The sequence below is a fragment of the Pseudomonas edaphica genome (assembly GCF_005863185.1).
Lineage (GTDB): Bacteria > Pseudomonadota > Gammaproteobacteria > Pseudomonadales > Pseudomonadaceae > Aquipseudomonas > Aquipseudomonas edaphica.
The window spans coordinates 1-12,525 of the sequence record NZ_VBVZ01000135.1; the positions used below are offsets into that span (position 1 = coordinate 1).

At 59.0% G+C, this 12,525-nt stretch carries 10 protein-coding genes, 3 tRNA genes and 1 riboswitch; of the genes, 2 read left to right on the forward strand and 11 right to left on the reverse strand.

What is annotated here, in order from left to right:
• The first annotated feature begins 373 nt into the window (after window positions 1–373).
• Window positions 374–700 (forward strand): Arc family DNA-binding protein, encoded by a 327-nt coding sequence (locus FEM54_RS11370; protein ID WP_003193592.1) that lies wholly within the window; start codon window positions 374–376, stop codon window positions 698–700.
• A 123-nt stretch (window positions 701–823) separates the two neighbouring features.
• On the opposite strand, the gene mgtE is transcribed toward FEM54_RS11370, so the two are convergent.
• The 8 genes from mgtE to ltaE all read right to left on the reverse strand — a co-directional run bounded on the left by mgtE (window position 824) and on the right by ltaE (window position 8,564).
• Complete coding sequence (gene mgtE / locus FEM54_RS11375) at window positions 824–2,266, reverse strand: magnesium transporter (protein ID WP_138450932.1); 1,443 nt, start codon at window positions 2,264–2,266, stop codon at window positions 824–826.
• Window positions 2,267–2,605: 339 nt separating this feature from the next.
• Window positions 2,606–2,682 (reverse strand) — tRNA-Arg (locus FEM54_RS11380).
• A 72-nt stretch (window positions 2,683–2,754) separates the two neighbouring features.
• Window positions 2,755–2,831 (reverse strand) — tRNA-Arg (locus tag FEM54_RS11385).
• Window positions 2,832–2,939: 108 nt separating this feature from the next.
• Window positions 2,940–3,030 (reverse strand) — tRNA-Ser (locus FEM54_RS11390).
• Window positions 3,031–3,092: 62 nt separating this feature from the next.
• Window positions 3,093–3,281, reverse strand: a complete 189-nt coding sequence (csrA, locus tag FEM54_RS11395) for a carbon storage regulator CsrA (protein WP_003175645.1) — start codon at window positions 3,279–3,281, stop codon at window positions 3,093–3,095.
• Window positions 3,282–3,455: 174 nt separating this feature from the next.
• Complete coding sequence (locus FEM54_RS11400; protein ID WP_138450934.1) at window positions 3,456–4,697, reverse strand: aspartate kinase; 1,242 nt, start codon at window positions 4,695–4,697, stop codon at window positions 3,456–3,458.
• Window positions 4,698–4,794: 97 nt separating this feature from the next.
• Entirely contained in the window at window positions 4,795–7,413 is a 2,619-nt protein-coding gene (gene alaS / locus FEM54_RS11405; RefSeq protein WP_138450939.1) for an alanine--tRNA ligase, read from the reverse strand.
• Between the two features lie 146 nt (window positions 7,414–7,559).
• Window positions 7,560–8,564: a low-specificity L-threonine aldolase gene (ltaE, locus tag FEM54_RS11410; protein ID WP_138450940.1), complete on the reverse strand. Its 1,005-nt coding sequence runs from the start codon at window positions 8,562–8,564 to the stop codon at window positions 7,560–7,562.
• A 182-nt stretch (window positions 8,565–8,746) separates the two neighbouring features.
• Window positions 8,747–8,916, forward strand: a riboswitch (FMN riboswitch).
• 114 nt (window positions 8,917–9,030) lie between these two features.
• Between ltaE and FEM54_RS11415 the strand changes: the two genes are divergently transcribed.
• Entirely contained in the window at window positions 9,031–9,540 is a 510-nt protein-coding gene (locus FEM54_RS11415) for a 6,7-dimethyl-8-ribityllumazine synthase (protein ID WP_003233516.1), read from the forward strand.
• 166 nt (window positions 9,541–9,706) lie between these two features.
• Here FEM54_RS11415 and astE read toward each other — a convergent pair whose 3' ends face one another.
• Genes astE through astB form a run of 3 tightly spaced genes read right to left on the reverse strand, consistent with a single transcriptional unit; the run spans window position 9,707 to window position 12,397 of the window.
• Entirely contained in the window at window positions 9,707–10,711 is a 1,005-nt protein-coding gene (astE, locus tag FEM54_RS11420; RefSeq protein WP_138450942.1) for a succinylglutamate desuccinylase, read from the reverse strand.
• An 11-nt stretch (window positions 10,712–10,722) separates the two neighbouring features.
• Complete coding sequence (locus FEM54_RS11425) at window positions 10,723–11,013, reverse strand: hypothetical protein (protein WP_003214319.1); 291 nt, start codon at window positions 11,011–11,013, stop codon at window positions 10,723–10,725.
• A gap of 37 nt (window positions 11,014–11,050) precedes the next feature.
• The gene (gene astB, locus FEM54_RS11430; RefSeq protein ID WP_138450944.1) at window positions 11,051–12,397 is read right to left on the reverse strand and encodes an N-succinylarginine dihydrolase; all 1,347 of its coding nucleotides are present in this window, start codon (window positions 12,395–12,397) and stop codon (window positions 11,051–11,053) included.
• Window positions 12,398–12,525: the final 128 nt, after the last annotated feature.

Genomic DNA, 12,525 nt, shown 5'->3' on the forward strand with positions numbered 1-12,525 from the left:
CCTCGACCTTATGTCGCCCCGCCCTAGCAAATCGGCAAATTGCCACTAGTCTTAAAGATAAGGGCAAAAGGCCACTTTGCTTTAGGATATGCGGCCTCAACCCCTGCGCGCGCCTGGACTTACGGGAAGTTCCCCTGAGAAATGACGCGTTGAAAAGTTTTCCAACCAGTCCGCAAAAATACAAATGAGTGCTGGCATTAAGCCTTTAGTCAGTTCAATATTTGTCACAGAATTGACGCCAAGGAAATGTCAAATCTGAGGCATGATGCGGCCTCTTTGCAATTCGGGTTGAACTTTGGTCGTGAGCCTTGTCTTAACACTCATCTTGCGGCCAATTCCAAAAACCGCTCCCCTGAACTAACCGGTTAAATATATGCGCCCATTGAAACAGGCAATTTATTCCAGCCGTACGGCTGACAAGTTCGTCGTACGTCTGCCAGACGGAATGCGGGAACGCATTGCCGAGGTGGCTCGCAATCATCACCGCAGCATGAACTCCGAAATCATCGCGCGCCTGGAGCAGAGCCTTATTCAGGAAGGTGCGTTGGGCGAAGAGTTGAGCATGCGCCTGGACAGCCCTGAGCTGTCACTGCACGAACGCGAACTGCTGCAGCGTTTTCGTCAGCTCTCCCACCGCCAGCAAAATGCTCTCGTCTCGCTTATCGCGCACGACGTTGAGGCGGCCGCAGAAGCCAATTGATCTGCAACTGAAAGCCGAAGCCAGCGCTATGCTGGCTTTTTTTTGCGTGAAATTTGAGGGCACCGCAGAGGGCTTGTGTGGGAGCGAGCTTGCATTTGCTAGCAAGCCCGCCCCCACAGGGGATCAGAGCAGAAAGATCGTCGCCAGGCCCAGGAAGATGAAGAAGCCACCGCTGTCAGTCATGGCCGTGATCATCACACTGGCCCCCATGGCCGGGTCGCGCCCCAGGCGTGCCAGTGTCATGGGGATCAACACGCCCATCAACGCCGCCAACAGCAGGTTGAGGGTCATGGCAGCCGTCATCACCACGCCCAGCGACCAACTGCCATACAGCAAGTAGGCCACCACGCCGATCACCCCGCCCCACACCAAGCCATTGATCAGGCCCACGGCCAATTCTTTGCGCAACAGGCGCGAGGAGTTGGCCGTACTCACCTGGTCCAGTGCCATGGCACGCACAATCATGGTGATGGTCTGGTTACCGGAGTTACCCCCAATACCTGCCACGATCGGCATCAGCGCCGCGAGGGCGACAAGCTTCTCGATGGAACCTTCGAACAACCCGATCACGCGCGAAGCAATGAACGCCGTGATCAGGTTGATCGCAAGCCACGCCCAACGGTTATGCAGGGAGCGCCAGACTGACGCAAAAATATCTTCCTCTTCACGCAGACCCGCCATGTTGAGGACTTCGGTTTCACTCTCTTCACGAATCAGGTCGACCATTTCATCGATGGTCAAACGGCCAATCAGCTTGCCGTTCTTGTCGACCACAGGTGCTGAGATCAAGTCATAACGCTCAAATGCCTGGGCAGCCTCGTAGGCGTCTTCATCCGGGTGAAAACTCACCGTATCGCTGGCCATCAGATCCGCTACTTTCTTTTCCGGATCATTGACCAGCAAACGCTTGATCGGCAACACGCCCTTGAGAATGCCTTCGTAGTCGACCACGAACAGTTTGTCAGTATGGCCCGGCAGCTCTTTGAGCCGACGCAGGTAACGCAAGACCACTTCCAGGCTGACGTCTTCGCGGATGGTGACCATCTCGAAGTCCATCAATGCGCCGACCTGATCCTCGTCATAAGACAACGCGGAGCGCACACGCTCACGCTGCTGGCTGTCGAGGGCCTCCATCAACTCATGGACAACATCACGCGGCAGCTCAGGCGCCAGGTCAGCCAGTTCGTCGGCGTCCATCTCCTTGGCAGCGGCCCGGAGCTCGTGATCGTCCATGTCGGCGATCAGGGTTTCACGGACCGAGTCGGATACTTCAAGGAGGATGTCGCCGTCGCGGTCAGCCTTGACCAACTGCCACAGGGTCAGTCGATCATCGAGTGGCAAGGCTTCAAGAATATAAGCGACGTCGGCAGAGTGCAGATCATCGAGCTTGCGTTGCAGCTCAACGAGGTTTTGCCGGTGAACCAGGTTTTCGACGCGGTCGTGGTGCGGACCTTCCTGGCGGTGCGTGAGGTCTTCGACCACGCGCTGACGCTGCAGCAGCTCGATGACTTGAGCCAGGCGATCCTGCAGGCTGTCTTGTGTTTTCTTTACTTCTACTTCGGTCATAGGCGAACTCCACTCCCAGCAGCGGGGCACGCCGGAAGGATCAATCAGTCAATTCATGATTGGTAAAACGGGGTACTGAGCAACTACTGGGTAAGTCCATGGAGGTATTCCACAAGCCCCGGCGGGGCTGACGGGCGCAATGATACACGCTGCGCGCGCTTTAAACGTTAAAAAACTGGAAAGAACAAGCGCTTGCGAGCCAAAGCTGAGCATTGGCTGCATCTATGAACTGCGACGACACAGCCCGAAAGGAAAACACATGAGACAGGAGAAAGAGTTGAAATCCTACACAAACCCCAGACGGCAAAAAGCCCGCACTAGGCGGGCTTTTTGTTTGTATGGTGCACTCGACAGGATTCGAACCTGTGACCGCTCGGTTCGTAGCCGAGTACTCTATCCAGCTGAGCTACGAGTGCAGATTGTGTTTTTAGACCAGATCACAACTGGTTGAAGCCAAGTCACCTGCATTGCTGCAACTGACTCTTAAATGGTGCACTCGACAGGATTCGAACCTGTGACCGCTCGGTTCGTAGCCGAGTACTCTATCCAGCTGAGCTACGAGTGCATTTGTTGCCGCGCATTATAGGCCGTTCAATCTCTATGTAAAGCTATTTTTTCGTTTAATTTCAACAACTTAGCGAAAAAACCAGATTGCAACGTACTAAGCAAATAATGGCGGAGAACGGGGGATTCGAACCCCCGACACCCTTTTGAGGTGTACTCCCTTAGCAGGGGAGCGCCTTCGGCCACTCGGCCAGCTCTCCGCAACACGGGGCGTATATTAACCACGTTCATCCCCGTTTGCAAACATAAAAAACGATAAAAATTAAAGGCTTGGTTCTTCGTCCTTCTCTTTCTTGATCCGCAGGTAGATTTCCTCGCGGTGGACAGCTACCTCTTTCGGAGCGTTAACCCCGATACGTACTTGATTGCCTTTGACGCCGAGCACGGTCACGGTGATTTCGCCATCACCGATAATCAGGCTTTCTGCGCACCGACGAGTCAGAATCAGCATAGCTTTCACCTCACGCATTTCAGTTCAGGAACAACAGTCTGCAAAAAAAAGGCGTTCGACCTACAACCTGATGGCCATAGCCCTAACGACCTAAGTATTGTCGAGCGCACGCAAAAGACCATGCGCTCCACAAAAAATGAAAGGCGCGGTATACCGCGCCTTCCTGGTATCGCATCACTCGCCCGGTCGGGCCGGAGCGTCCAGCTCAAAAGCGGTGTGCAGTGCGCGCACTGCCAGCTCCAGGTACTTCTCTTCGATCACCACCGAGACTTTGATTTCCGAGGTGGAGATCATCTGGATGTTGATGCTTTCCTTGGCCAACGCCTCGAACATGCGGCTGGCAACACCGGCATGGGAACGCATGCCCACGCCCACGATCGACACCTTGGCAATCTTGGTATCCCCGACCACTTCACGGGCGCCAATCTCGCTCGCGGTGTTCTGCAGGATACGCTCGGCAGCATCGTACTCGTTGCGGTGCACAGTGAAGGTGAAATCGGTGGTGTTATCGTGCGAAACGTTCTGCACGATCATGTCGACTTCAATGTTCGCGCCACTGATAGGGCCGAGGATCTTGAACGCCACGCCCGGGGTGTCTGGCACGCCACGGATCGTCAGCTTGGCTTCATCGCGGTTGAAAGCGATGCCGGAAATGATCGGCTGTTCCATGGATTCCTCTTCATCAATAGTAATGAGGGTGCCCGGACCCTCTTTGAAGCTGTGCAATACGCGCAGCGGAACGTTGTACTTGCCGGCGAACTCCACCGCGCGGATCTGCAACACCTTGGAACCGAGACTGGCCATTTCCAGCATCTCTTCAAAGGTGATCTTGTCCAGGCGCTGGGCCACGGACACCACACGCGGGTCGGTGGTGTACACACCGTCCACGTCAGTATAGATCTGGCATTCATCGGCCTTGAGCGCCGCTGCCAGCGCCACGCCGGTGGTATCCGAACCACCACGCCCGAGGGTGGTGATGTTGCCGTGCTCGTCCACACCCTGGAAGCCTGCTACAACTACCACGCGGCCGGCTTTCAGATCTGTGCGGATTTTCTGATCGTCAATCTGCAGGATGCGTGCCTTGGTATGCGCGCTGTCGGTGAGGATGCGCACCTGGCTGCCCGTGTAGGACACAGCCGGCACACCACGCTTGTTCAGTGCCATGGCCAGCAAGGCAATGGTTACCTGCTCGCCGGTGGACACGATCACATCCAGCTCACGCGGCAGCGGCTGTTGGTCACCACTGATTGCCTTGGCCAGATCGATCAGGCGATTGGTTTCGCCGCTCATGGCCGACAGCACCACCACCAGGTCATCGCCGGCGTCGCGGAATTTCTTAACCTTGTCGGCGACCTGCTCGATTCTTTCGACAGAGCCGACCGAGGTGCCTCCAAATTTCTGTACGATCAAAGCCATTTCTAAGCCGCCTCAGCCCGTAAAGGGGCGCCCAATAAACAAATCGTCCAGCACCCAAACGAGCCCATGACTAGACCATGGGCTCATTAACAGTGCCTTAAATGCCGGCCTCGACAAACGGCACGGTCAGGGCCAGGGCCGCGTCCAGGGAGCCTGCGTCTACACCACCGCCTTGCGCCATGTCCGGACGACCACCGCCCTTCCCGCCCACTGCCGCAGCGGCTTGCTTCATCAAATCACCGGCCTTGAGTTGGCCAGTCAGGTCTTTGGTTACACCGGCAACCAGAACGACCTTTTCCTCATGGACACCGCCGAGCAGGATCACTGCGCGGCCGAGCTTGTTCTTCAACTGATCGACCAAGGCCAACAGCGCCTTGCCGTCCTGGCCGTCCAGGCGCACAGCCAGTACTTTCACGCCCTTGACGTCCAGCGCGGAGGCCGACAGATCGTCGCCCGCTGCGCTCGCCGCCTTGGCTTGCAACTGCTCCAGCTGTTTTTCCAGTGCGCGGTTGCGCTCCAGCACGGCCGACAGCTTGTCGATCAGGTTGTCGCGGCTGCCCTTGACCAGGCCGGCCGCTTCCTTGAGTTGTTCTTCAGCCGCATTGAGGTAAGCCAGGGCGGCAGCACCGGTGACCGCTTCAATACGCCGTACACCAGAGGCCACGCCGCCTTCGCTGATGATTTTCAACAGGCCGATATCGCCCGTACGGTTAGCGTGGATACCGCCACACAGTTCCACCGAGAAGCTGCCGCCCATGCTCAGTACGCGCACTTCGTCGCCGTACTTCTCGCCAAACAGCGCCATGGCGCCTTTCTTCTTGGCGGTTTCAATGTCGGTTTCTTCGGTTTCAACCGGGGTATTCTTGCGAATCTCGGCGTTGACGATATCTTCCAGCGCCTTGATCTGCTCAGGCTTGATCGCTTCAAAGTGGCTGAAGTCGAAACGCAGGCGCTGGCTATCGACCAACGAACCCTTCTGCTGCACATGCTCACCCAGCACTTGGCGCAACGCAGCGTGCAGCAAGTGAGTGGCAGAATGGTTCAAAGCAGTTGCATGCCGCACGTCGGCATCGACTTGAGTGTCGACCGGCGCACCGACCGTCAGGTTGCCCAACACCAGCACACCGTGGTGCAGGAACGCGCCGCCGGTCTTGGTGGTGTCACGCACTTCAAAACGCCCGGAGGTCGAGCTCAGGAAACCACAGTCACCCACCTGGCCACCGGATTCGGCGTAGAACGGCGTCTGGTCGAGGACCACCACCGCTTCGTCGCCTTCGCTCAATACGTCGACCGACTTGCCATCTTTGTAGATGGCCACGATCTTGGCCGCGCCAACGGTCGCCGCGTAACCGGTGAACTCGGTGGGCACGTCAACCTTGACCAGGGTGTTGTAGTCCAGGCCAAAGGAGCTGGCGGAACGGGCACGCACGCGCTGGGCTTCCATCTCACGCTCAAAACCCGCCTCATCGATGGTCAGCTCGCGCTCACGGGCGATGTCGGCGGTCAGGTCCATCGGGAAACCGTAGGTGTCATACAACTTGAACACTACATCGCCCGGCACCACGGTGCCTTTGAGTTCAGCCAGGTCCTGCTCGAGGATCTTCAGGCCGTGCTCCAGGGTCTTGGAGAACTGCTCTTCTTCAGCCTTGAGCACGCGCTCGATGTTGGCCTGCTGCTGCTTGAGTTCCGGGAAGGCATCGCCCATCTCGGCGACCAGCGCGGCAACGATCTTGTAGAAGAAGCTGCCGGTGGCGCCCAGCTTGTTACCGTGGCGGCAGGCGCGACGGATGATGCGGCGCAGCACATAGCCGCGGCCTTCGTTGGACGGCAGCACACCGTCAGCGATCAGGAAACCGCACGAACGGATGTGGTCCGACACCACCTTGAGCGAAGACTGGTTGTCATTGGCGCAGCCAATGGCGGCCGCCGACGCGCTCAGCAGGTTGGTGAACAGGTCGATTTCGTAGTTGGAATGCACGTGCTGCATCACCGCACTGATCCGCTCCAGGCCCATGCCGGTGTCCACCGACGGCGCCGGCAGCGGATGCAACACGCCATCGGCGGTGCGGTTGAACTGCATGAAGACGTTGTTCCAGATCTCGATGTAACGGTCGCCGTCTTCTTCCGGCGAGCCCGGTGGGCCGCCCCAGATGTCGGCGCCGTGATCATAGAAAATCTCGGTGCACGGGCCGCACGGGCCGGTATCGCCCATGGTCCAGAAGTTGTCGGAAGCGTAAGGCGCGCCCTTGTTGTCGCCGATGCGAATCATGCGCTCGACGGGCACACCGATTTGCTGGGTCCAGATGTCATAGGCTTCGTCGTCGGTCGCGTAGACCGTGACCCAGAGCTTTTCCTTGGGCAGCTTCAACACGCCGGTCAGGAAGGTCCAGGCGAAGGTAATCGCATCTTTCTTGAAATAGTCGCCGAAGCTGAAGTTACCCAGCATCTCGAAGAAGGTGTGGTGGCGAGCGGTATAGCCAACGTTTTCCAGGTCGCTGTTCTTGCCGCCGGCGCGTACGCACTTCTGGCTGCTGGTGGCGCGGGTGTAAGCGCGCTTTTCCTGGCCCAGGAAGCAGTCCTTGAACTGGTTCATCCCCGCGTTGGTGAACAGCAGGGTTGGGTCATTGCCTGGGATCAAGGAGCTGGAGGCTACACGGGTGTGGCCTTGCTCTTCGAAGAAGCGAAGGAAGGCTTCACGGATTTCTGCGCTTTTCATTAGGTTCTTCCACGGAGTCTGCGGCCAAAGGCCAGTGCGCAACATCATCAGACGGAGCGACGGCAAAGGGCCGCATTATATCGGCCCTTTGCCGGTGGTACAGCGTGTTTATGCGATAGAAACAGTCAATTAGACGGTCTGCACGATCATTTTCGGGAAAACTCGACAAATGTCTGCACCACCTGCTCCATCTGCACTCGGCTGACATCCAGGTGAGTGACCATGCGCAGACGCGGCGCGGCGCTCAACTTGATCCCGCGTTCGGCGGCAAAGGCCTTCAGCGCCTGGGCCTGATCGCCAATCTGCACGTACACCATGTTGGTTTGCACCGGCTCCACTTCAAAGCCTGCGTCGCGCAGTGCATCGCCCAGCCATTGGGCGTTGGCGTGGTCATCCGCCAAGCGCTGCACCTGATGATCCAGGGCATACAAGCCCGCCGCCGCCAGCGAGCCGGCCTGGCGCATGCCGCCACCGACCATCTTGCGCAGGCGCCGCGCCTTGGCGATCAGCGCGGTGGAGCCGCACAGCACCGAGCCGATCGGCGCGCCGAGGCCTTTGGACAGGCACACCGACACCGAGTCGAAATGCTGGGCAATCTCCCGCGCATCCACACCGAGCTTCACCGCCGCGTTGTAGAGTCGCGCGCCGTCCAAGTGCAAGGCCAGGCCATGTTCACGGGTAAACGCCCGCGCTTTCGCCAGGTACGCCAGCGGCAGCACTTTTCCCTGCATGGTGTTTTCCAACGCCAACAGGCGGGTGCGGGCGAAGTGGAAATCATCGGGCTTGATCGCCGCCAGTACGTGGTCCAGGTCCAGCGAACCGTCGGCTTGCACCTCCAGCGGCTGCGGCTGGATCGAGCCGAGCACCGCCGCGCCACCGCCTTCGTATTTGTAGGTGTGGGCCTGCTGGCCGACGATGTATTCCTCGCCACGCTCACAGTGGGCCATCAAGGCAAGCAGGTTGCTCATGGTGCCCGTCGGCACAAACAACGCAGCGGCAAAGCCCAGGCGCTTGGCCAGTTCGGCTTCCAGATGGTTGACGCTCGGGTCTTCGCCGTAGACGTCATCACCGCTGACGGCAGTGGCCATCGCGTTGAGCATGCCGGCGGTGGGTTGGGTCACGGTGTCGCTGCGCAGGTCTATGACGGTCATCCGGGGGCCTCTGAATAGGGTTGTCGTATTGACGATTACTGCGGGCAAAGCCACGCAATATCAAGCCCCACGTGCATTCAATCGAATACCAACCAAACAAACCGATATAGGTTATCGATACGGCGATCGTGCAGTTTCTGAAAAAGCATGTTAAAAACTCTCCGCCGCCAGGGTTCTGGCGGCAACGTTCTCAGGGCGGGGTGTAATTCCCCACCGGCGGTAATTGCACGCAATGTGCATAGCCCGCGAGCGCTTGGCGCCTCGAACTGCTCACGCAGGACGGCGACAAGGTCAGCAGACCCGGTGTGATCCCGGGGCCGACGGTCATAGTCCGGATGAAGAGAGAACGGGATTGGCACCCAAGGGCCGCGCGCTGAACTCATGCCTGCATGATGCCGCTGTTCGTACCCTTGAAATCCCATTCGATTCATAACGCCCTGTTTTTTTCTTAAACAGGAGTCAGAACATGCAACCCACCGCAATCGACAGCAAAAGCAAAAACCACCACGGCGAGCGCGTCGCGTTTATCCAGGCCTGCTGGCACAAGGATATTGTCGACCAATCGCGCAAAGGCTTCCTCGCCGAAATGATCGCCCAGGGCTACCAGGAATCGGACATCGATTTCTTCGAAGTCGGCGGCGCCTTCGAAATGCCCCTGCACGCCAAGCTGCTGGCCAAGACCGGCCGTTACGCCGGCATCGTCGCCGCGGCATTGGTGGTGGACGGTGGCATCTACCGCCACGAATTCGTCGCCCAATCGGTGGTCAGCGGCCTGATGCAGGTGCAGCTGGAAACCGAAGTGCCGGTGTTCTCGGTATCCCTGACCCCGCATCACTTCCACGCGGGCAGCGAGCACCACACCTTCTTCTACGAGCACTTCGTGCACAAGGGCCAGGAAGCCGCGCGCACGTGCGCCGACACGCTGCACAAGGTGCGTGCGATCCGTCGCAGCGAGCCGCGTGCTGTAGCGGTCTAAGCAACACCAAAAAACCCGGCCTCAGAGCCGGGTTTTTTGTGGGCGCTTGCTTGTGTGGGAGCTGGCTTGCCTGCGATAGCGGCAGGTCAGTCAACATCACTGTTGCCTGTGCCGCCGCCATCGCAGGCGAGCCAGCTCCCACATTTGATCGCGGCTGTCTTGGGACCTATATCAGGCCAGCATCCGTGGTCGGCACGATCAATATCCCCGCCCGCAAACCATTCTTGACCTTCGGGTTCGGGAAGATGATGCGCGCGCCCTCCTCCTCGATCACCCAGCGGGTCTTGGCCACGTCTTCGGCCAGCAGGTAGCCCTTGGCCAATGGCGAAAAGTTTTCCACATCCGCCGGCAGGTGCAGCAGGAAGGCATCACTGTGCTTGATCACTTCGCGAGAGACGGCAAACAGTTGCAGGCCATCGAGGCTCTCGGTTTCGGGCTCATCACCTTCGATGATCTGCTTCAACCGTGTCTCCAGGCGTGACACATCCACGCCCTGGTTCTGCCCGAACGGTCGGGCCTTGCCCAATTCCAGGGTGAAGGCTTCGGCGTCGAGTTGCTCGTAGGTGAACGCGGTGAACGTGATCGAGGTTTTGCTCTGCAACAACACCGCCTGCATACCGGCAGCGTTCAGGCGCGCCAGCTCGTGGCGCGAATGTTGGCGCCCGTTCTTGAACGGGTACAGCGCAAACTGCTCGATCTTCGAGCCGCGAATGGCCGTGTGCAGGTCGTAATGCAGGCGCGAACGGCCCGGCAGGCTGAAGAAGCTGCGAGCCAGTTGCTCAAGCTCGGCGGCGCGCATGGCCTCCGGGCCGATGTTTTGTTCGTGACGGCCGTTGAACAGCCGGTTGACGTCCAGCTCAAGGTAACGCTCGCCGCGGCGCATGGCCTCGGGGTTGCCGAACAGGAACAGAATACGATTGCGGGGTTTGATCTCCCCACGGGCAATGCCATGCAACAGGCGGTCGAGCAATTCGATCGGCGCGGTTTCGTTGCCATGGATGCCGGACGACAGCAGCAGGTCGCCGCCGTTGTCCAATGCCTGCGGAGGGCGCACTTCAAGCGCGCCTTCGCTGAGCCAGCGCATCTGCACGCCGTCGACAGTCAGTTGAATTTTTTGCGCCGGTTCGCGACCGGCGAGGGTCAGTTCAAGCAGTTTGCCGAGGGCGAGCATAAGCAGCTTCCTTAGTGGTTGCAGCCAGGACCGTGAACGTGATCGTCGTCATCGCCTTCAACGTCGGCCGGTTCCATTTCCAATTGCAGGCTCATCAGGTTGGTGGCCAGTGGGCGCATCAGCAGGTTGGCGTATTCAGCGTCACCTTCTTCCACGTCCACGCCGATCAGCAGTTGGCCACGGCCGTCGTGCTGGATCCAGATTTCCTTGCCCTGCCACACCACGGCGACGCGGGTGCAGGAGGTTTCCAACTGGGTGCCGTCGGTGTCTTCAAGGATCAGTTTGAGGGTGTCGGTGGTCATAAATTGTTCTCAGCATAGGGTGTAAAAAGAGGCAGATTTAATTGATCTGGAAAGGATAAACCGAGCCCAGTTTAAGGATTTGCGTCAGTTCATCCAGTGCCGTCCGGCACTCAAGCAGCAATTGCGGGTCAGCCAGGTCGCTTTCACGCAGGCTGTCGCGGTAGTGCTTGTCGACCCATTGGGTCAGCGTTTCGTACAACGGCGCGGTCATGATAACGCCTGGGTTCACCGCCGCCAGTTCCGATTCATTCAAGGCCACGCGCAAGCGCAGGCACGCCGGGCCACCGCCGTTCTGCATGCTTTGCTTGAGGTCGAAGACCTTGACTTCGCGGATCAGCCCACCGGAGGCCGTCAGGCCTTGCAGGTACTGCCAGACGCGCTCGTTGGCGCGGCATTCTTCCGGCACGATCAGCAGCATCGAGCCGTCGGCGCGGGTCAGCAACTGGCTGTTGAACAGGTAGGAACGCACCGCGTCTTCGACGCTGACCTCGGCGCGTGGCACACACACCGACTGGAAGTTGCCACCCAGCTTGCCCAACTTGCCTTGCAGTTCGGCGAGCATCTGCTCGGTATTGAGGAACGCGTCCTCGTGGTAGAACAACACCTCGCCGTTGCCCACCGCGATCACGTCATTGTGGAACACACCGGCATCGATTACCGCCGGGTTCTGCTGGCCGTACACCACGCCGTCATCTTTCAAGCCGTGCAGGCGTGCAACCGCCTGGGAGGCTTCAAGGGTCTGGCGCGCCGGGTATTTTTGCGGCGCCGGGTAACGGGTGTCGAACGCACTGCGCCCGAACACGAAAAACTCAACCCCGGCCTCGCCGTAGTCACGGCAAAAACGCGTGTGGTTGGCGGCGCCCTCATCGCCGAACTGCGCCACCGCCGGCAACGCGGCGTGATGGGCAAAGTGCTTGCCATCGGCAAACATCGCCCCCAGCACACGGCTGGTGGTCGGGTGCTCGATGCTGCGGTGGTATTTGCAGTTGAGGTTGGCGGCGGTGAAGTGCACGCGGCCATCCGCCGTATCGGCGCTCGGGCTGACCGTGGCGGCGTTGGCCACCCACATGCTCGACGCCGAGCAGCTGGCCACCAGCAATGGCATCGCCTGCTTGGCGGCCTGCTGGATCACTTGGGCGTCAGTGCCGCTGAAACCGAGGCTGCGCAAGGCGGCCACATCCGGGCGCTCTTGCGGCGCCAGCACGCCTTGCACAAAGCCCATGTCCATCAGGGCTTTCATTTTCTGCAGGCCCTGCAACGCCGCAACCTTGGGGTTCGAAGACTGCTGGCTGTTGCTCTGGGACGCGACGTTGCCATAGGACAAACCGCCGTAGTTATGGGTCGGCCCCACTAGACCGTCAAAATTGACTTCACAGGATTTCATCGGCGAGGCTCCACGAACATCTGTTTTTATAGGCATCAAGTTACTTGAACACACCACTGACCTTGTGTGGGAGCTGGCTTGCCTGCGATGCAGGCGCCTCGGTTTTTCAGTAAAACCGAGGTGATGCC